Source organism: Streptomyces luteogriseus, from assembly GCF_014205055.1.
Classification (GTDB): domain Bacteria; phylum Actinomycetota; class Actinomycetes; order Streptomycetales; family Streptomycetaceae; genus Streptomyces; species Streptomyces luteogriseus.
Genome location: NZ_JACHMS010000001.1, coordinates 8,449,996 through 8,469,568, shown reverse-complemented (window position 1 = coordinate 8,469,568; position 19,573 = coordinate 8,449,996). Strand labels below are relative to the sequence as shown.

Below are 19,573 nucleotides of genomic sequence, written 5' to 3'. Positions count from 1 at the left end.
CGCGCTCCTACGGGTTCCGCTCGGCCGCACCGGACCGGAACGGCTGGTAGCCCTGCTCTTGCACCTGGGGGAAGTACTCGCGTGTCGCCTCGCCCACGACCCGCATCAGTTCGGAGTCGAGGGAGCTGGGATCGGTGATGAGCTTGGCCATGGGCGAGTCCGGCACGGCGTTCGTCAGCGGCGTCCGGCGTGCCCGGTGGATCGTGGCCAGTGAGTGCTGGGCGTTGGCCGCGTCCCTCATCTTGTAGACCGCCTGGGGCCCGTCCGGGATGCCGATCATGGATTTGGTGCCGCCGCTGCCCAGGCAGTTGCGGGGCATGTGCAGATGCTCGTGGCGCCACTGCTGGTGGGCGGAGTGCAGCTTGAACGCCTGGTCGACCACGGTGTGCCGCAGCCAGGCCTCCGGGTCGTCGTGGCGGCGTGCGTCGATGTCCCTGACGGTCTCCTCCAGCGACGAGGCGCCGAATGAGCGCAGCCAGGTTTCGAGGTCGTTCCACATGTGCTTGAACAGATCCCGGAACATGTGCTGCTTGATCGACAGCGAGTGCGTACCGCTGGCGGGTCCCAGGTTCGTCCGGAACTCGTGGTACTCCCCGGTGGCGAGGTGTTCGGCCATCACCCGCTGGGCGTCGACCACCGGATCGAGCAGCTCCCGGCAGGCCGTCAGGTGCTGTGCCGCCCGGCTCAGAGCCGATGCGCGGATGGCCCGGATCGCGACCTCGAGGTGGTCGTTCGCCTCGGCGCAGAGGATCTCCGGTACCTGGTGCAGGGCGACGAACTCGCCGTGCAGGGTGTCCCCGTGCAGCTCGGTCGCGGCGACCGCACGCGCCAGTGTCTCTGCGGAGATCAGCTCGTCGGTGCTCCGGCTCACCCCGATGGGTAGGGCGGTGAGGTCGCTCTCCCACTTGGTGGCGTCGTGGCAGCCGATCCGGATGCCGTGCAGCACCCGGTACAGCGAGTCGTCGATGCTCTTGGTGGCGATGGTGGAGCGGGTCAGTTCGGGCGCGCCGGTTAGCAGCGAGCCCTTGGCCACGTCCTCCAGTCCCCGGAGCGCGTCCACGTAGGCCGCGTAGCCGGCGGACTCGGAGATGCTCACGGTCGTGGCCCCCGCGGACACGCCGGCTCCGTAGATGCCGCGGGCGCCGAAAATGACCGTGCCGAGCCTGCGCAGCAACCGGTGGAACCCTACGGCCCACTGGATGTAGCGGGAGGCGCTCTGGATGTCGTCGGCCAGCAGGCACGCCTGGGTCCTGTTCGCCAGCCGGGCCAGGTTGAGCAGGCACACCTCGGACGCCTGGAGGACGGCGCACACCGTCGAGTCGTACGTGCCTTCGGGCACTCCTCGTGCGGCCCGCGCCTCGCCGAGCAGGTCGATGCGGTGCAGCTGGTCGTAGCTCTCGGCCACCGGCCCCAGTTCGGTCGTCTGCCGTCGGCCGGCGCACATGTCGGCTTCTACTGGATCGTCCAGGCTTGACATTGCGCCATCACTCCCCGCTGGGTGCCGCTGAGTACCGGATCGATTCGGTGGGGCAGGATTCGAATGCGTCGAGGACCCGCTCGAGCTCGTCGGGTGTCTCGGGCTGTTTGCACACGTAGTGGACGTCGTTGTCGAGGTCCGCGTCGAAGTTGTCGGGCGCCAGGTCGTTGCAGAGCTTGCAGTCGATGCAGGTGTCATCGATCTCGAAGCGCCCGTCGATCGGAATGCGCGCGGGAAGCGGCAGTTCAACCCTCACCGGCAGCTCCTCCTCCCCCGTAGGCACTGAAGTTGCGCATCGTCGGTTTGGCCGAGGTTCGCAGCGCCGTCTCGAACCGGTGGGTGTCCAGCGCGCGGAACCGGGTGGCCGCTCCGAGGCGGTCACGGACCGCGGCCTCGATCGATTTCCGGGTGGCGTCGTCGGCGCCGGACGGTGGCAGGGCGATCTCCAGGGCATCGCCGTCGATGTCGAAGGCGAAGTAGTACGGCTCGGTGGTCATGGCGCCGAGGACGATGTCCTCGATCTCCAGCTGGGAGGTTCGGCGGTCACCGAGCGGAATGCGGTCGCCGATGCGGCCACGGTGTTGCAGCCGGCGCAACGGTGAACCGCAGGCGCACGGCGCCGCCTCGATCCGGCACACGTCGCCGGTGCGGTACCGCAGCAGCGGCATGGCCCGGCTCGCCAGCGTGGTCACGGCCAGTTCACCGACGGAGCCGTCCGTCAGCCGCGCGCCGGATTCCGGGTCGACCACCTCGAAGAAGGTCCGTGTCTCGACCAGGTGCAGCTCACGCTCGCGGCAGAACATGGCCAGCGTGTTGGTCTCGGTCATGCCGAACATCGAGTACGCGACGGCGTCCCACTGGTCGGCCAGGCGCCGCTTCTTGGCGGGCGACGCTCCCTCCCCCGCCATGAGGATCTTCGTAACGGCGAGGTCGCGTCGTGGGTCGATGCCGCGGCGGCGGGCCATCTCGCCGAGGAACAGGGCACGTGTGCCGGAGCACACCAGGGTGGTCGCGCCGGATCGCAGCAGGGCGTCGACCATCCGGTCCGGGGTGCAGGACGGGGAGGCCGCGCCGAGCGGCACGATGGTGCAGCCGAGGAGCTCGATCGCACGGTCGAGGTCCTGGCCCACCCCGGCCAGCTCGTACGGGACGGCGATGGCCGCGACGTCCCGCTCGTCCAGCACGGCGGACAGCAGACCGGCGACGGTGAGGTTGTTCTCCAGCCAGTCCGCCATCGTGAAGAACGCCGCGATCGGGCGCCCGTTGCCGGTGCCGGAACTCTCGTCGAACCGGATCACCTCCCGCCGCGGCACGGCGAGCATGCCGAGCGGGTAGGCGGCTGAGAGATGGTCACGCGTCGTGAAGGGCAGGGCCTCGAAGGCGTGCGGGCGGCCCTGCGCGGCCTCTCGGGCGGCCTGGGCCGGGACGAAGGCGGCGTAGAACGGTGAGTTGCGGCAGGCGTGTTCCACGGTCGCGGAGAGCGCCTGCGCGATCCAGGCGTCGAGGGCCTGCCGGTCCAGTGACGTGACCGCGGCGACCTTCCGGGCGATGTCGACGCGGGAGACGAGGGTGTCGCGCAGTGCGCCGCGCGGGTCGTGGCCGGCCGGCCTGGAGAGCGTGGTCATCGGGACGCCTCCTCCAGCCGTGCCATCGCCGTTCGTTCCTCGGCCGCCAGGCCGGCGACGATCGCCGCGGCCTCGTCGAGTGAGCGCCGGGCACTGGAGTCGTCGGCGTCGCGCAGCAGGTTCGCCACGTCCGTCCAGCGCTTGGCGATGCGGCGGTACTCGACGGCGAGTTCGTCGTAGGCCTCGACGCCGGTCAGCTCGTGTGCCTCTTCGAGGAACTGCGCCCACAGCGTCCGGAAGAGTCCGCCGCCCGTGCCGCCTTCCTCCATGCTGGTGCCGACGGCGCTCATCGCCTCCACGGGCCGGTCGAGCTTGTCGTGCCACCCGCGCATCAGGGAGCCGGCCTTCGCGATCCCCTTGAATCCCATGTTGGTGATCGGCGGGCTCAGGAAGTCCTGTGCGGCGGCCAGGATCGAGGTCCGGCAGGCCTTCGCGAGGATCGACTCGTCGTAGCCGCGCGGGTCCACCCGGACGGACAGGTGGCGCGAGGACATCGGCCCCTTGGCGGACCGGGCCCGGGCCATGCTCTCCCGCGATGTCGACCGCACGCCGAGCGACCGGGTCTCGACGACGACGAACCTGTCGTCCTCGTAGCCGATGCAGGCGACGTAGTGTGCGGCGAAGTGGTGGTTCTCCCGCGCGTAGTCGAGGTGGTAGCGGTCGAGCTTGAGGCCCACCACGTCGCCCTCGTCGAGAGCCTCGATCAGTGTGGCCTCGGCCTTCGCGGGTGAGGACGTCTCCTGCGCCCGCAGCTCCAGGGAGAGCGCGTCCGCCACGTTGCGCATGAGGTGGTCGGGTTTGACCCGGCCGGCGAGGAACGGGCTGGGCATCTGCTTCGAGTGCCAGTACAGGAACGACAGGCCCTGTCCCAGCCCGAAGATCAGTGGCTCGCTCAGCTCGATGTCGTGGTTGCGCAGCATGTTGAGCAGAGCGGTGGATTCGCAGTGTTCACCGGAGTACGGCGAGATCTCAATGACCGCCATCGCCGTGCCCCGTTCCGCCGCGCGGCGCCTCGTAGACGATCTCGAGCACGGAGCCGCTGTCGTTGTTGCGCAGGTGCCCGTAGGTGTGGCCGAGTTCGTCCGCCTCGGTGAACGCGATGTTCTCGAGGTGGTCGACGTCCCGGTCGAGGACGTCCAGGAGGTAGCGGACGTCGGCGTCGGTGTGCACGTCGATGGCGACGTGCGACATCAGCCGTCCCCGCTCGCCGGCGGGGCGGTCCGCCCAGGGGCCGAACCGGCGGCAGGCGAACATCTCGATGACCCGTCCGTCGGAGAGGGCGATCGAGTTCCACCATCCGGGCGTGCCGTACTGCCGGGGTGAGATGTACGACGGCCCCATCTCGACGGTGGTGATCTGCCCGGACGCCCTCAGGTCGTTCAGGTGGGCGTTCCAGCCGAACACCTCGTCGTCGTTGTCGTAGTCGCCCATGTAGATGCCGACGTGGTTGACCCCGGCGAACTTCTCCACGACGTGGTCCGGCGCGTATCCGCACCAGGCCGACAGGTACTGCCCGCAGTCGAGGTCCCGCCAGGTGCTCGACGTCCGGAGGATCTCCTCCCAGGCCCGGCCGAAGCCGGCGCGGTCGGGGAAGCGCCCGTCGCGCGTGGCGGTGATGGCCGGCGAACTTCCCGCGAGTGCGTTCATGGCGCTTCCTTCCTGCCCGTGATGACGATCCCCATCTGCACTTCCGTCACGACGGCCGTGTCGAGCGCGGTGCCGCGCAGCAGCTCGTCGATCTCGCTCTTGACGTACGAGGACCGGATCGAGGTGCGGAAGCCCGGGCGCATGTCGGCCGCGATGTTCGCCTTCATGAACTGGAACGTCGTGCGGTCCACATCCCTGCGCAGGTCGGAGACGCAGTACCGGCCGCCCGGCCTGAGCACGCGGTGCATCTCCGACAGGGCGGTCACCGGATCCGCCCATTCGTGCAGGGAGGACGCGCTGATGACGTGATCGAAGCGGTGGTCGTCGAACGGCAGGGCCAGGACGGTGCCGCACTCGTAGGCGCAGCGATCGGCGACGCCGTACGCGTTCGCGTTGAGGGTCGCCCGTCGGAGCATCGCCGGTGAGATGTCGAGGCCGACGAGCCGGGCGGAGTCCTGGGCCTGGATGATCCATTCCAGGCCCAGGTAGCCCGGGCCGCATCCCAGCTCCAGGACCTCGCCGGAGGAGATCTCCGCCGCCAGGATGTCGTCGATCTTCTCCTGGAGCCAGCCGTTGTCCCGGATGTGGCGCTGCATCTCGTCGTATTTGAGGGCCAGCTCGTCGCCCTGCAGGCCCTCGTCGGTCTCCGGCACCCGGGCGGCGACGGTGCCCCGCGCGCTAGCCACGGCCCGGCCCCAGCCGCCGTATTCCCACTGCTACACCTCTCATCGTCGCGCTCCCCATGTGCACGTCGGAACGGTCGTTGTCCGTCAGGAGATTGACCGAGGATCTGAGCGAGTCGTCGACCGAGGACGCGCCCGGATACCACCAGCCGGCGTCCGCCATCACGACGTTCGGTGCGACGGAGTCGGAGATCTTGACCGTCATGCGCACCCCGCGCGCACCGGCCCGCGTGAAGAGGTCGACCTCTTCACCGTCGGTCAGACCTTCCCGGTCCGCGGTGTCCGGATGGACGGTCACCCGCGCCGTGGTCTGGCCGCGCGAGGTGGTCGGGAGTTGGTGGAACTCGGTGTTGTAGAACTGGCGCGGATGGGCGCTGGTCATCAGGTACGGCAGGGCCGGGTCCGTCTCCGGCGGGCGCCGGAAGACCGGGAACGGCTCATAGCCCATGGACCGCAGCCCGTTGTTCATGAGGTTCACGCGCCCGGACCGGGTACGGAATCCGCCCTCGCGGTACTTGTGGTACCGCTTCTCGTTGCGGATGTAGCCGATCTTCGTGAACTGTTCCCAGGTGAGCTCGATGCCGGCCAGCTTCGCGTCGAGAGCGGCTTCCAGCGAGGGGAAGAAGTGCTCGCTCAGGCCGAGCCGTTCGGCGAGCTGGAGGATGATCTCCTCGTCCGAGCGGCAGCCCTGGACCGTGGCGATCTTCCGCCGGGCCGCGATGTAGGAGTTGAACTCGACGATCTGGTCCCGTTCTAGCCAGCTCGATGTCGGCAGGACCACGTCCGCGTACCGGGCGGTCGGCGTCATGAACAGGTCGCACACGACGACCAGGTCCAGCTTGCTCATCGCCTGACGGACCAGCTCGGTGTTCTCGTGCGAGGCCAGCATGTTGCTGCCGAAAACCAGCATCGAGGTGATCGGGTACGGCGAGCCGGTCACGATGGCCTCGTGCAGGTCTCCCGGCGCGACCCAGCCGGACATCGAGAGGATCTTGTGCTTGTCGCCGCCGATCCGCTTCTTCGCCTGCTCCTCCGGGAGCAGGTCCGAGCGCGGGAAGGCACGCCGGCCCTCGATCGGCATCGGCTCCCAGATCACGTCGCCGCCGGGGGCGTCGATGTTTCCGCAGATCGCGGCGAGGAGGGCGATGGCGCGGTGGGTGTCGAAGGAGTTCTCGTTCTGCGACAGACCGGTTCCGGCCTCGATGCACGCCCGTGCGGCGAGGGCGTAGGAGCGGGTGGCTTCGTGGATGAGCCCGGGTGCGAGTCCGGTGATCCGCGCGACCCGCTCGATGTCGTACGCCTTGACGTGCGCGACGAGTTCGTCGAACCCGGAGGTGTGCGCGGCGACGAAGTCGTGGTCGTACCAGCCCTCGTCGACAACGATCTTGATCATGCCGAGTGCCAGTGCGCAGTCGGTGCCCGGCTGAATCGCCAGGTGCAGGCTGGAGCGGGCCGCGGTCTGCGTCCGTCGCGGGTCGACGGTGATGACGCGGCTGCCCCGCTCGACGGCTCGCAGCAGTTTGATGCCGATCACGCCGTCCGAGTGGGTGCTCGGCTTGTTGCTGCCCCAGAGCAGGACGACTTCGGGGTCACCGTCGTAGTCGCAGAAGGTGAAGGCGCCGTACGTCATGATCGAGGCCATGACCCGCGGGTAGAAGCACACGTGGGCCGGACCTACCACGTTCGGTGTCCCGATCGCGTTGGCGAGCCGGAACACCCATTCCTGGTAGTTGCGGTCGGTGCCCTGGGCGAGGGCGACGGACTCGGGCCCGTGCCGGCCGATGGTCGCGGCGAGCTCGCTGCCGATCCGGTCGAGGGCGGCGTCCCAGCTGACCGGCTCGAACTCCCCCGAGCCGCGCGGGCCGGTACGCATCAGCGGCGTCGTCAGCCGGTCCGGGCTGCGCAGCAGGTCGAGGGACGCCTTGCCCTTGATGCAGAAGTAGCCCTCGCTCGTGGGATTGTCCGGGTCGCCGTGGATGTCGGTGGGGACGCCGTCGGAGAGCTCGACCATGGCGCCGCATCCGCCGTGGCACATACGGCAGACGGACCTGGCCCGGGTGATCGTCAAGCCGGCTCACCCGCCCGCTTGGCGGCTGACACGAGCAGCCTTTCGAAGAGAACCTGTTCGGCGTCGGCGATCGCGTCCAGCAGGGCGGCGACGGCTTCCAGTCGCCTTTGCCCGTCGTCTGCGCGCCGGTAGGCCGTCAGCAGGTCGATGGCCTGGTCCCACTGCCGCCGCACGTCGTCGAAGTCCTCGACGAACGGATCGAGTTCGGGGTCGTCGTACCGCTGCCGGGCCTCCCGCAGGAATTCGGTGTAGAGCTTGCGGAAGTTCGCTCCTCCGGTCCCGGCGAAGCGCCAGAAGCGACCGACTCCCGGCACCGTCTCGTCCGGGGAGGCGAGGGTGTCGCCCCATCCGGCGATCTCGGAAGCGGCCCGCCGCATGGCACGGAGGCCGAATCGGGGTCCGCGGTCCTCGGTCATCCGCTGCGCGGTCTGCCGGACGGCGTGCCAGATCTGTTCGCGCAGAACCGCATCGGTGTCGGTGGTCAGACGTTCCGGCAGCTTCTCGACGTACAGGTGCAGATGGGGCGACGGCATGAAGCCCTCGTCCGAGGCACGGGCACGGCGCAGCGACTCCGCCGGAAGGGTCTGCGCGCCACCCTGCTGCTCGGTGTCGACGACGTGGGCGAGGGAATCGTCGAGCCCGTACACCGCGACGTAGTGCGACGCGAAATGGCTTCGGGACGAGAAGTAGTCGAGGTGGAAGATGTCGACGGACACTCCCACGACGTGCCCCGCGGCCAGCAGCTCCGTGGCTGCGGCGGAGGCCGATTCCGAGTCGGGGGACCGTGCTTCACGCAGGGTCGCACCCAGGGCCGCGCAGGCGTTGCGGGACAGCAGGGCGGGCTCGATCCGGCCGGTGAGCATCGGCGTGGCGTGACCGGGATCCGGAGCGTCCCAGTATTGGAAGTCGATCCCCTGGCCGAGGCCGAACAGCATGGCTTCGGATATGCCGGCGCCGGCATGGTGGAGCATGTTGCGCAGCGTGGTCGTCTCGCAATGAACGCCGAGCTGGGGTTGAAATGTCGCCAAGCGCATATGGCTTTCCAATCGCAAGGTGCGAAGTTGCCGTGAACGAGGGTGCGGCTATGCGTCGAGCAGGACTTCGTTGTATCCCTGCAGATCGAGAAATCCGGAGCCGCTGGCCAGGACCACGATCACGGGTTCGAGGTGGTCCGCGTCGGCCTTCGCCACGACGTCCAGGGCCGCGGCGACCGCGTGACCGGCCTCGGGGGCGAGCAGCAGGCCCTCGGTCTGCAGCAGGAGTCGGCCGGCTTCGAGCGCCGTCCGCTGGTCGAGGGCGACGGCGTCCAGGACGCCCTTGTGCCGCAGCAGGCTGACGAGGGCGGAGCTGTGGTGGTTGCGCAGTCCGCCGACGTGGTTGGGCGGGGGGATGAAGCTCTCGCCCATCGTGTAGCCCAGGACCTCGGGCGTGAAGCCGCCCAGGTCGGTGCGGCCGTACGCGTAGACGCCCTGGGTGAGGCGGGGCGCCGCCGTGGATTCCGCGGCGAGGAAGCGGAGGTCCGCTCCGTCGGCCTTGGCCCGCAGGTGAGGGCCGATGAGACCGCAGAGGTTGCTTCCGCCGCCCGAGCACGCGATGAGGTGGTCGCCGCGTCCGTCGACGCCCAGGTCCTCGCCGTGGGTTTCCTTGAGCTGCTGCGCGACTTCGAGTCCGAGCAGCGTCTGGTGGAGGTAGACGTGGGGCATTCCGCTGCCGGCCAGGTACGCGGCGGAGGGACTGCCCAGGGCGTGCTCGATCGCGTCGCTGATCGCGGTGCCGAGACTGCCGGGGTGGCCGGGGTGCTCCCCGAGGATCTTTCGTCCGATCGCCGTGTGGGTCGACGGCGACGGCCGCACCTCGGCCCCCAGGAGCTCCATGTAGTGGCGCCGGTAGGGCTTCTGGTCGAGCGAGCATTTCACCATGAAGATCTCGGCCCGCAAGCCGAACATCTTCGCCGCCAGCGCGACACTCATCCCCCATTGACCTGCCCCGGTCTCGGTGACGAGAGTCGTCCGCCCCTCCTCGGCCGCGTAGTACGCCTGTGCCAGGGCGGTGTTCAGCTTGAAGCTGCCGGTGGGAAGGACGTCTTCACGCTTGAGGTAGATTCTCGCGCCCGTACCGAGATGCTTCTCGAGCCGGTGTGCCCGGTGCAGCGGTGTCGGCCGTCCGCATTGCCGCAGTCGTTCCGCGACCGGTTCGGGTATCGCGATCCATTGCTCGTCCGAACCGTTTTGCTCGATGAGGACCCGCGGCCGGACTTTCGCGGATACCTCCGCGGCGGAGGGGCTTCCGGAATCCCTGACTTCGGGTATGGGTCCGGGCAGATCCGCCAGGAAGTTGTACCAATGGGTCGGCATTCCCGGTAACGCTGAACCGTCACGAACAATGACTTGGGACACGGGTGATTTCTCATGCCCAACACGGCCAGGACTATACGAAGTCACGTTCCCCCCGCACCCCGCTTCAAAATTGTGTGAGCCAGCGTACAAACCGTTCGAGCACCGCGCAACCGGTCGAACCTCAAGTCGCACATTCAACGAATACGGCAGACTCAGAAAGGCTTTTCCATCTCTTTCACGCAGCAGTCCGCGAGAATCCGGGAAATGATCTCGGCGCAATCAACCGGAGGCGACGAATCCAAGACGTCGCCAGCCTCACGCGACGAACCGGCTGGACAGCTATACGCCAGTTTCTCGAGAATTGATCCGTTCCGTCAACGAATCCGCCAGGAGCTGCCAGCTTTCGGCGTGGTGCCGTGCCAGCTCGGCGATCAGTGGTGCGCAGTGGATCGGGATACTGCTCGCCATCGCCGCCCAGTCGTGCGGCTGCGCGGTCGTGGGGTCCAGTGTCCGCAGCAGCTTCCGTCCCACCTCGGTGAACCGGAGCGAGGGATCGGCCCGCAACCGCCGCACGGCCGAGGCCAGGTCGGCGCCGTCCGGGTGCGCCCTGGGGGGGTTCACCATCGCGGGGTGGCCGGCCCCGCTCCCCCGGACCGGCCCGGCGTTCGGCCGTACCGTCGTCTGCGGTTCTCCCAGGGCCGCGCGCGCCCGCTTTCGCAAGTCCTTCGCCGTGGTCAGCGAGATGCCCGCGGCGCGCGCCACCTCCTGCGCGGACGCGTCGGGATGCGCGGCGAGGTACACCAGCGCGCGACTGCGGCCTTCGGCCGCCGCGAGCGGGTAGGCCACCCCGTCGCGCCCGAGCCGCACGGCGGTCGGGTGCGGAAGTTCCGCACCCGACCGTCGCCTGAGCGCTGCGACGGTCTTGTCCGACAGGCCGACGACCCCTGCCAGCCTCCGGTTGGACCACTCCGGGAAGTCGGCGAGCATGTGGAGGGCCGCGGCCTTGCGGTCGGCAAGGGAGAGCGGCAGTCCGTGGTTGCTGTTCAGCTTGACCGCGAGGACGAAGGCCTCTCGCTCGTCACCGTTGAAGAGCACGGCGCTTATGTGCGTGGCGCCGCTGTTCTCCACCGCCCTGAGCCGGTGCACACCGTCGATGACGGTCATCGTCTTCCGGTGGATCACGATCGGCGGCAGTTCGGAGCACACTTCGGCGAGCGCATTGATGTGCCGTGGGTCCTCTCCGACCCTGCGGAGTGAGCCCACGACCATGATGCGGCTGATCGGGACCCGGGTGATCTCCGACAAAAGTCCGCCCAGGTGCGGATCCGGGCCGGGTAAGTGCTGTTGCATCGGCTTCTGTACGGATGCGGAGATGTGGTCCATCGCTCTTCCTCCTCAGCAACTCCCAGTGGTCCCACCAGCTGTCGTACGCATCATGCGGTTGCGGATGACGTCAGGCAGCGCGGCGAACCACGGTTCGAGGAAAGGAAGAGCTGTCATGGGCCATCGGAAAGGTGAACAACATCGAGTCTCCCCCGTGACGCAATGCCGAGAACCGACTCCCGAACCCTGTCAGGAGGATCGGGTCGGTGCAAGGCTTCTGTCATGCGGTTCTGTCGAGGAAGCCGGCCATTCCTTGATCGCTGATCGACTGACGGCAGGGGTGCAAAGCTCTCCGGCCGAGACGGAATGATCGGCTCCTCGCGGGTGGACGGAAAAGTCCTCGCAGTTGGACGCATGATCTGTCTTGGTCATCCGGGTCGCACAGCCCGTTCTCTTGGCCGGCGTGAAGAGCAAAGGCGAGATCACGGAGACTGTGGAAGCCGCCGATTCACAGGTAGTGCCACGCGGCGCCGAAGATGTTCAAAATTCCACTATTACTCTGCCGTTCAGGCTGTTCTCCTGGTGTATTCACCGACCACGTACAACGGCGGGTGCCGGGGCGTTGTACGGAGGTTGCGCGCCTGTGCGCCCCACCGGCGCCCTCCCGTTCAGGTCCGGGACGGCGCACGGTCGAGCGCATGGGGGTCAGCGGCGAAGCGTGTGCGGGACGCGGGGACGGCACGGACTGTCCGCACAGGGAGGTGCTCGACGTGGCGGCGGACGGTCCCCGGTGTGAGGAGTGCCGCCACCACTGGGAGTTGGACGGGACGGAGCCGGAACGCAGGATGGTGGAGGACGAGGGGCCGACGCGGCCGCTGGGCGCTCCGGGCGAGGCCGGTCACGACAGCGCCGCGTAGACCCGACCTTCACGACCGCGCGTTCTCGGCGCGGCAGCGGGTCAGTGGTCGGAGTAGCTGAAGTCGCCCACGGTCCAGGCACTGATGTCCTCGATCGCGACGCGGAACATCCCTCCCGTCTCCGGGATCCCCACGGTGCCTTGCAGGATCCGCGCGACATGGAAGTGCAGATGCGTGGGCGGCCCGTCCTTCTTGTGCGGGGTGTCGAAGACGGTGGAGAACGCACCCAGGCGGGCGGAATCCGTCAGCACCTCCGACACCCGCTTGCGCCACATGGCTTCGGGAGCGAGGCGACCGGTGATGACAGCACCACCGGTGACCACGGTCAAGGACATCTGACTGCTCTGCCCGGACTCCACAAGGGCGGCGATGTCAACGATCAGCTCGTCAGGCTTCGGCATGAGATCGGATTCTATGCGCCGTGCCGTCCGTTCGGCTCGGCCGGTCCCACGAACGGGCAATACAGGCGCGTACGACCCCCCGCCGGGTGCCGTCGGCAAGGCGGGGCGGGCGGCGCCCGGCCCTCGTCTGCCCGGCCCCCACACCCGCCCGCCGACCCGCCGAAGCGGGGGCGGGGCAGGTCGGATCGCGGTGAACCTCGGCGTCGTAGCCGTGCGACACCCCGGGCCGCAGCAGCACCATGTCTCCGACCGCCGGCCGTCGCCGGCCGCCCGGTGCGTGGTGCACGCCGTCGCCACCGGTGACGACCACGACCTCCACGAAACTGTGCGTGTGCGGTGCGAGGGCGCCCTCGTGTTCGTACCGGCCGGCGTACACCGGCAGCCCGTCGGGGAGAAAGAGCAGGCCATGCACCTCGTCCACCGGCGGCTGTCCCAAACGGCCTGTATACAGGGCCGGACGACCGGCCCGGCAGCCGCCGACTCTGACGGGCACGCCGCTCCCCTGCCCGAGTCCGGGTGTCCCGTACCTCGGCCAAGGAGGCTCTTCCGGTGATCTTCTCTCGTCGGCCGCACCCCTCGCGCCTCACAGCGGGTAGGTCGTATGCGCACAGGACAGGTCGAGAAGTAGGAGGAGCAGCACATGTACGCAGTGATTCGCCGGTACGAAGGGGTGACCGAGCCCGCCGAGGCCGGGCGCCTGGTGAACGAGGAGTTCTTGCCTCTGGTTCGGCAGGTACAGGGTTTCGTGGCCTACTACTGGGTCGATGCCGGGGGCGGCGTGATGGTGTCGACGAGTGTCTTCCAGGACCGCTCCGGCGCCGAGGAGTCGACCGACAGGGCCAAGGACTTCGTCCGGGACCGGCTCGCCGCACTGCTCCCCCAGCCGCCCCAGGTCACAGCCGGCGAGGTCGTGGCCGCGTCGTAGCGTCCGCACCGCACCGGGGCGCCATCGACGTTGCGCCGGCTCGTCTTACGATTTCCTGACTGCGGCGCACGCCGGTGCGCCGAACGGGAGGGGATCCGGTTCGTGGAGAACAGACGTGGCCTGTACGGCGGATGGAGAACGGGGGCGCTGCTGATCGCCGTCGTCATGGGGCGCCACCACTGACGGCGACTCCATGATCACCGCCTCGTCCGTCGGCCTCTCCCAACGGGAGAACACCCAGTTCGGCGGCAGCGGACTCCTCGGATGATCTGACCCGGGCGCCCGCCGTCCGCCGTCCGCCGTGGAGTCAGCTGGTGGAGAGCATGCCCTCGCGCAGCCGGGCCAGGCAGCGCGAGAGCAGGCGGGAGACGTGCATCTGGGAGACGCCCAGGCGTTCGCCGATCTGGGCCTGGGTGAGTTCCTCCACGAAGCGCATCTGGATGATCTGCCGGTCGCGTTCGTCGAGTGCGGCGATCATCGGGGCGAGTGCGTGGAAGTCCTCCACGAGTTCGAGGGCCTGGTCGTCGGCGCCGATGAAGTCCGCGAGGGCCGTCTCGCCGTCCTCGCTGCTGCTGATCGCCGCGTCCAGGGAGGTGGAGTTGTAGCCGTTGGAGGCCAGGCGGGCCTCCCTGACTTCGTCCTCGGGCAGGCTCATCAGCTCCGACAGTTCCTTCACCGTCGGGGTGCGGCCCAGGCGGCTGCGGAGTTCCTCGGTGGCGCGGGCGAGGTGGACCCGGGCCTCCTGCAGCCGGCGCGGGACGTGCACGGCCCAGGTGGTGTCGCGGAAGAACCGCTTGATCTCGCCGACGATGTAGGGGATGGCGAAGGAGGTGAACTCCACCTCCCGGGTCAGCTCGAACCGGTCGATGGCCTTGATCAGGCCGATCATGCCGACCTGGACGATGTCCTCCATCTCCTCCGGCCCGCGGCTGCGGAACCGCCCCGCCGCGAAGCGGACCAGGGACATGTTCATCTCGATCAGCGTGTTCCGCGCGTACTGGTACTCGGGCGTGCCCTCCTCCAGCACCGCGAGCTGGTCGAAGAACAGACGCGTCAGCTCCCTGGCGTCCTTCGGCGCCACCCGGGCGGGGTCGGCGACCTCCGGCATGCCCTCCACCTTGGTGTCCGTCTTCGCCGCAGTCACTGTCGCCACGATGCTTCCCTCCCCTGTCGCCACACACCGCCAGCCTGCCTCGGGCTGACGATCGCGCGTGTACCCCGGCATGTACAGAGCATGCCCCCTACGCGATCCGGAGTGGAGTCACCTACTTGTCTCCCCCTGGCGATCGATGGCCGCAGCCCCTTCCCTTGTCATGCCCTCATCTGAAATCTTGCGTCGACCCATTCGACCCACGGCCCGGCAGGCAGCACCCCTTGCCCCGGGTTCTCGGAGGATGCTGTGACAACCCCCCGCATATACCGGCACCGTCTCAGACGGTCGTTGCTGTCCGCCGCCGCTGTCGGAGCGGCCCTCGCGCTCGCCACGCCCGCCGGGGCGGCCGACGTGGACACCGGCCTCCCGCCGGGTCCGGCCGCGGCCCGCGCCGCCGCGCCCGCCCAGACGGCCGCCGGCTGGGCCGCCGGAACCCGCTCCTACCTCGTCATCACAGCCCCCGGCGACACATCCGCCGCTCGCAACGCCGTCGCGGCGAACGGCGGTTCGGTGTTCGCGCACTACGACGCGATCGGCGTCGTGGTCGCCCACTCCTCGTCGGCCGGCTTCGCCGCCGCGATGCGCTCCGTCACGGGCGTGCAGAAGGTGGGTGCCACGCGCACCTCGGACGTCCCCGCCGACGCCTACTCCCCCACCCTGCCGAGTGCTCCCGGGCAGTCGTCCACCACGCTCGCCGAGACGGCACGGTGGGACATGACCAGGATCAACGCCGACAAGGCCTGGGCCGTCAGCACCGGTTCGGCGTCCGTCACGGTGGGCGTCCTCGACACCGGGGTGGACGACCGGCACCAGGACATCGCGCCCAACTTCGACACGGCGGACTCCGTCTCGTGCGCCTACGGCAAGGCCGACACCCGGGCCGGCGCCTGGCGTGACGTCGGCAGCCACGGCACGCACGTGGCAGGCACCATCGCCGCCGCGAAGAACGGCAAGGGTGTGGTCGGCGTCGCACCGGGCGTGAAGATCGCCTCCGTGCGCGTCGCGGAGCCGAGTACGAGCATGTTCTTCGCCGAGAACACCATCTGCGGTTTCATCTGGGCCGGTGACCACGGCTTCGACGTCACCAACAACAGCTATTACACGGATCCCTGGATGTTCAACTGCCCCGACGACCCGGACCAGGCGGCCATCGTCGAGGGCGTGCGCCGGGCGCAGGAGTACGCGGAGGGCAAGGGCTCGCTCCAGGTCGCGGCGGCGGGCAACTCCAACTACGACCTCGCGAACAAGCGCACCGACAGCTCCAGCCCGAACGACTCCACCCCCGTCAACCGCACCATCACCAACGCCTGCATCGACATTCCGACGGAGCTGCCGGGCGTGGTGACCGTCGCGGCGATGGGCAACGGGAACATCAAGGCGTCGTACTCCAACTTCGGCCGGGACGTCATCGACGTCGCGGCCCCGGGCGGCGACGGAGCCTACGGCGTCTACTCCACGCTCCCGGGCGGCAAGTACGGGAACATGAACGGCACATCGATGGCCTCGCCGCACGTCGCCGGTGTCGCCGCGCTGCTGAAGAGTGCCGATCCGGCCGCCACCCCCGCTGATCTGCGCGCGCGGCTGGGAAGCCAGGCGACCGACACCGCGTGCCCGTCCGACGGCCGCTGCACCGGCACCACGGCGAAGAACGCCTTCTTCGGGGAGGGCCAGGTCGACGCGCTGAAGGCCGTCGGTGGCACCACGCCGCCGCCCGGCCGCTCCTTCGAGAACACCGCCGACGTCACCGTCGCCGACAACGCCACGGTGGAGTCGCCGATCACCGTGACCGGTGTGACGGGCAACGCCCCGGCCGCGTTGAAGGTCGGTGTGGACGTCAAGCACACGTACCGCGGCGACCTGGTGCTGTCGCTCGTCGCCCCCGATGGGTCGGTCTACTCGCTGGAGGACTTCGCCGACGGCGACAGCGGGGACGACGTGGTGAAAACGTACACGGTGGACGCATCGTCGGAGACCGCGTCCGGTACGTGGAAGCTGCGTGTCCGCGACATCGCGACGCAGGACACCGGGCGGATCGACGCCTGGAACCTCACCTTCTAGCGGGAGGGTTCCACCGGGTGCGTGAACTCCTCGCGGCGGGGCGCCTGCGCCTCGCCGCGAGGAGCGGGCCGGGCCGTACCCGTGCCCTCACCACGTCACGGGCAGCTCCAGGGGGAAACGCCGGATGGTCCGGGTGTCCCAGGGCACTTCCTGAGCCGGTACGGCCAGGCGCAGCCGGGGCAGGCGGGTGAACAGAACCCCGATCGCGGTCCTGAGTTCCGCGAGGGCGAGGGTGCTGGCGACGCAGTGATGGCCGCCCCACCCGAACGTCATATGAGGGTGCGCCGAACGGTCGACGTCGAGGACGTCGGGGTCCGCGAACACCTCCGGGTCCCGGTTGGCGGCCAGGTAGGAGACGTGCACGAAGTCTCCGGCGCGGATCAGCACTCCTTCCAGCTCCACGTCCTCCAGCGCGACGCGCGGGATGCCGACGCCCTTGCGGAAGGGGATGTGCCGCAGGAGTTCGTCCAGCAGCCGGGGAAGCTGTTCCGGACTGCGCCGCAGCAGATCGCGGAGTTCGGGGCGGGTCAGCAGGGTGTAGGCGATGTTGCTGATCTGACAGGTGGCCGTGTCGTTGCCGCTGAGGATGAGGGTCAGCGCCAGGACGGCCAGCTCGTCGTCGCTGAGGGGCTCCTCCTCTTGGTCGCCGGCGGCCATGGTGGTGATGAGGTCGCTGCCCCCGTCCTTGCGGCGTTCGGCGACGAGCGTGGTGAAGTAGGCGCGCAGGTGCTGCTTGGCTTCCGCCGCCGCCTGCCGGGCATCGGGCGCGGTGGCCAGCATCTGCTGGGTGAGGCGCAGCATGAGCGGCCGGTCCTCGTCGGGTACGTCCAGCAGGGCGCAGATGGTGTGGTTGGGCAGCGGTTCGGACAGGCCACGGGCCAGGTCGGCCGGCGGGCCCTGCTCGGCCATCTCGTCCACGAGCCGGTGGGCCACCTCCTCGATGGCCGGCGTCATGCGCTTCACGCTGCTTTGGGTGAAGGCCCGGGCGGCGGCGTGGCGCAGCCGGGTGCCGCGCGGCGGGTCCATGACGTTGATCGATTCCGGGGAGACGATCGGCTCGAGAGTCATCCGGGGGTAGTCGCGGCCGACGATGGCGGCCCGGCTGAACCTGGGGTCGGTCGTCACCTGGCGTACGCCGTCGAAGGTGGTGACCAGCCACGCCTCGGCTTCGCCGTAGGAGAGCCGGATACGGCTGACCGGGCCGCGGGCCATGAGCTGTGCGAGGGACGGATCGAACTCGAGTTGCTCGCTGTAGTCGAAGGGGCAGGCGGCGGTGTGAGCCATGTGTGCTCCTGAGCTCGTGCGGTGGTGCGGCCATGTGGGCGGAACCGGTGGGCACGGGCCACGGCCGCCCCGCCCGTGGGGGACATTTCGCATAGTGCGGCAGAGCGCCGCTCCATGCATCCAGTGCCGGGGCAGACGGCAGAAAGCGGGGAGACGTGCCCGAACCCACCTCTCGGACACCACAGCAGCCGACCGTCGACGTGCTGGTCGTCGGCGGCGGACCGACCGGCCTCACCCTCGCCTGCGACCTGGCCAGGCGCGGCGTGCGGACCCATGTCATCGAGGCGACCGAGCACCTTCCCGCCGGTTCACGCGGCAAGAGTCTTCAGGCCCGCACGCTGGAGGCGTTCGACGACCTCGGCGTCATCGACGCGGTGCAGGCCGCCGGCGCCCCCTTCCCGCCCATGCAGACCTGGCGCGACGGCGAGCGCGGGGGCGAGTGGCAGCTGATCGAACCGGACCCGGAGGCGCCGGTGTCGTGTCAGCCGCAGCAGTGGCTGATCCCCCAGTGGCGCACCCAGGAGATCCTGCGCGATCGTCTGCTCGAACTGGGCGGAACCCTGGAGTGCGGTGCCCGGCTCGTGTCCCTGACGCAGACGGACACGCACGTGACAGCCGAGGTGGCACGGCCCGACGGCGGTCGTCGCCTGATGACAGTCCCCTACCTGGTGGGCGCCGACGGCAGCCACAGTTCGGTGCGCGAGTCCCTCGGCATCGCCATGAAGGGCGAGGACCGCGGGTTGCGTTCGGCGGTGGTGTCGGACGTGCGGGTTCGGGGCCTGGACCGGGATCACTGGCACATCTGGCCCGACGACCCGCCGGGTGAGCTGCTGCTGTGCCCGCTGCCGGGCACCGCCGACTTCCAGCTGAACGCCAAGATCACGGGCGATGAGTTCACCGCGACGGCCGAGACCGTGCGCACTCTGGTCGCCGAGCGGACCCATCTGCCCCCGGACGCCGTCACGGAGGTGGTGTGGAGTTCGTTCTACCGGCCGCGCACCGCGTTGGCCGAACGCTTCCGCCAGGGGCGGGTCTTCCTCGCCGGGGACGCCGCCCATCTGCACCCGCCCGGCGGTGGCCAGGGGCTGAACATCGGCGTGCAGGACGCCTACAACCTCGGCTGGAAGCTCGGGCAGGTCATCGCCCGCGGCGCCCCGGACACGCTGCTGGACAGCTACGAAGCCGAGCGGCGGCCCGCGGCGGCGGGCGTCCTGGACCTCAGCACCCGCCTGTACCGTGCCGGCCGCAGACCCGAGGACGGCAAGCAGTCACGCTTCCGGGGGAAGGTCTGCCACCTGCTGTCCGTGCACTACCGCGACAGCGAGCTCTCGGCCGACACCCGCGCACTCGGCTCCCCGACGGGTGTCCGGGCCGGCGACCGCGCGCCCGACCTCCCGTGCGTCACCGCCGACGGCCCCTGCCCGAATCTCTTCGGCCTGCTGAGAGGCCCGGACTTCACCCTGCTGGCGGTGAATTGCGCACCGCCCCGCGCGACACCGGGTGTCCGCACCCATCACGTGACGGGCGGACCGCTCGCCGGGGAACTCGGCACCGGGTTGTTCCTCATCCGCCCCGACCACCACATCGGACTGGCTGCCGACAGCCCGGAGCATGTGGAGCGCTACCTGGCACGGGTCGGTCTGCCGAGCAGCGAGACCTAGCCGGTCGTCGGGGTG

Annotated in this window: 18 protein-coding genes; 4 read left to right on the top strand and 14 right to left on the bottom strand. The window is 69.3% G+C overall.

From position 1 onward, the window contains the following. Positions 1-7: 7 nt before the first annotated feature. The 10 genes from BJ965_RS37665 to BJ965_RS37620 form a co-directional block, all read right to left on the bottom strand. On the bottom strand, positions 8-1,477 hold the full coding sequence (locus tag BJ965_RS37665) for a hypothetical protein (RefSeq protein ID WP_184916175.1): 1,470 nt from the start codon (positions 1,475-1,477) through the stop codon (positions 8-10). 7 nt (positions 1,478-1,484) lie between these two features. Further along, positions 1,485-1,733: a ferredoxin gene (locus BJ965_RS37660; protein ID WP_030847845.1), complete on the bottom strand. Its 249-nt coding sequence runs from the start codon at positions 1,731-1,733 to the stop codon at positions 1,485-1,487. Continuing rightward, on the bottom strand, positions 1,723-3,102 hold the full coding sequence (locus BJ965_RS37655) for a phenylacetate--CoA ligase family protein (protein ID WP_184916171.1): 1,380 nt from the start codon (positions 3,100-3,102) through the stop codon (positions 1,723-1,725). The genes BJ965_RS37660 and BJ965_RS37655 overlap by 11 nt, the downstream gene beginning before the upstream one ends. Beyond that, on the bottom strand, positions 3,099-4,085 hold the full coding sequence (locus tag BJ965_RS37650; RefSeq protein WP_184916168.1) for a BtrH N-terminal domain-containing protein: 987 nt from the start codon (positions 4,083-4,085) through the stop codon (positions 3,099-3,101). Before BJ965_RS37650 ends, BJ965_RS37655 begins: the two co-directional genes overlap by 4 nt. Continuing rightward, positions 4,072-4,749 carry a hypothetical protein gene (locus BJ965_RS37645; protein ID WP_184916166.1) on the bottom strand — a complete coding sequence of 226 codons (678 nt, stop codon included), beginning with the start codon at positions 4,747-4,749 and terminating at the stop codon, positions 4,072-4,074. Before BJ965_RS37645 ends, BJ965_RS37650 begins: the two co-directional genes overlap by 14 nt. Beyond that, positions 4,746-5,435 carry a class I SAM-dependent methyltransferase gene (locus BJ965_RS37640; RefSeq protein WP_184916163.1) on the bottom strand — a complete coding sequence of 230 codons (690 nt, stop codon included), beginning with the start codon at positions 5,433-5,435 and terminating at the stop codon, positions 4,746-4,748. Before BJ965_RS37640 ends, BJ965_RS37645 begins: the two co-directional genes overlap by 4 nt. Then, the gene (locus BJ965_RS37635; RefSeq protein WP_281402961.1) at positions 5,428-7,500 is read right to left on the bottom strand and encodes a molybdopterin-containing oxidoreductase family protein; all 2,073 of its coding nucleotides are present in this window, start codon (positions 7,498-7,500) and stop codon (positions 5,428-5,430) included. The genes BJ965_RS37640 and BJ965_RS37635 overlap by 8 nt, the downstream gene beginning before the upstream one ends. Continuing rightward, on the bottom strand, positions 7,497-8,534 hold the full coding sequence (locus BJ965_RS37630; RefSeq protein ID WP_184916159.1) for a BtrH N-terminal domain-containing protein: 1,038 nt from the start codon (positions 8,532-8,534) through the stop codon (positions 7,497-7,499). The genes BJ965_RS37635 and BJ965_RS37630 overlap by 4 nt, the downstream gene beginning before the upstream one ends. Before the next feature lie 48 nt (positions 8,535-8,582). Next, positions 8,583-9,854, bottom strand: coding sequence for a TrpB-like pyridoxal phosphate-dependent enzyme (locus BJ965_RS37625; protein ID WP_184916155.1), 1,272 nt, complete (start codon positions 9,852-9,854; stop codon positions 8,583-8,585). A 321-nt stretch (positions 9,855-10,175) separates the two neighbouring features. Further along, positions 10,176-11,219, bottom strand: coding sequence for a ParB/RepB/Spo0J family partition protein (locus BJ965_RS37620; RefSeq protein ID WP_184916152.1), 1,044 nt, complete (start codon positions 11,217-11,219; stop codon positions 10,176-10,178). Between the two features lie 638 nt (positions 11,220-11,857). Here BJ965_RS37620 and BJ965_RS37615 point away from each other — a divergent pair. Next, positions 11,858-12,076 (top strand): hypothetical protein, encoded by a 219-nt coding sequence (locus tag BJ965_RS37615; RefSeq protein WP_184916149.1) that lies wholly within the window; start codon positions 11,858-11,860, stop codon positions 12,074-12,076. A gap of 41 nt (positions 12,077-12,117) precedes the next feature. Here the strand turns inward: BJ965_RS37615 and BJ965_RS37610 are convergent, their stop codons facing one another. Both BJ965_RS37610 and BJ965_RS40560 read right to left on the bottom strand, forming a co-directional pair. After that, complete coding sequence (locus BJ965_RS37610) at positions 12,118-12,477, bottom strand: hypothetical protein (RefSeq protein ID WP_184916146.1); 360 nt, start codon at positions 12,475-12,477, stop codon at positions 12,118-12,120. Then, on the bottom strand, positions 12,464-12,853 hold the full coding sequence (locus tag BJ965_RS40560) for an AraC family ligand binding domain-containing protein (RefSeq protein ID WP_376777989.1): 390 nt from the start codon (positions 12,851-12,853) through the stop codon (positions 12,464-12,466). The genes BJ965_RS37610 and BJ965_RS40560 overlap by 14 nt, the downstream gene beginning before the upstream one ends. A gap of 264 nt (positions 12,854-13,117) precedes the next feature. Between BJ965_RS40560 and BJ965_RS37600 the strand changes: the two genes are divergently transcribed. Next, positions 13,118-13,402 (top strand): hypothetical protein, encoded by a 285-nt coding sequence (locus BJ965_RS37600; protein WP_184916140.1) that lies wholly within the window; start codon positions 13,118-13,120, stop codon positions 13,400-13,402. A 307-nt stretch (positions 13,403-13,709) separates the two neighbouring features. Here the strand turns inward: BJ965_RS37600 and BJ965_RS37595 are convergent, their stop codons facing one another. Then, positions 13,710-14,555: an RNA polymerase sigma factor SigF gene (locus BJ965_RS37595; RefSeq protein ID WP_030847811.1), complete on the bottom strand. Its 846-nt coding sequence runs from the start codon at positions 14,553-14,555 to the stop codon at positions 13,710-13,712. 246 nt (positions 14,556-14,801) lie between these two features. On the opposite strand from BJ965_RS37595, the gene BJ965_RS37590 reads away from it, so the two are divergent. After that, positions 14,802-16,613: a S8 family peptidase gene (locus BJ965_RS37590; protein WP_313667643.1), complete on the top strand. Its 1,812-nt coding sequence runs from the start codon at positions 14,802-14,804 to the stop codon at positions 16,611-16,613. Positions 16,614-16,700: 87 nt separating this feature from the next. Here BJ965_RS37590 and BJ965_RS37585 read toward each other — a convergent pair whose 3' ends face one another. Continuing rightward, complete coding sequence (locus BJ965_RS37585) at positions 16,701-17,897, bottom strand: cytochrome P450 (RefSeq protein WP_184916137.1); 1,197 nt, start codon at positions 17,895-17,897, stop codon at positions 16,701-16,703. 155 nt (positions 17,898-18,052) lie between these two features. Here BJ965_RS37585 and BJ965_RS37580 point away from each other — a divergent pair, with 155 nt between their 5' ends. After that, positions 18,053-19,558: an FAD-dependent oxidoreductase gene (locus BJ965_RS37580; protein ID WP_184916134.1), complete on the top strand. Its 1,506-nt coding sequence runs from the start codon at positions 18,053-18,055 to the stop codon at positions 19,556-19,558. The last annotated feature ends 15 nt before the right edge of the window (positions 19,559-19,573 follow it).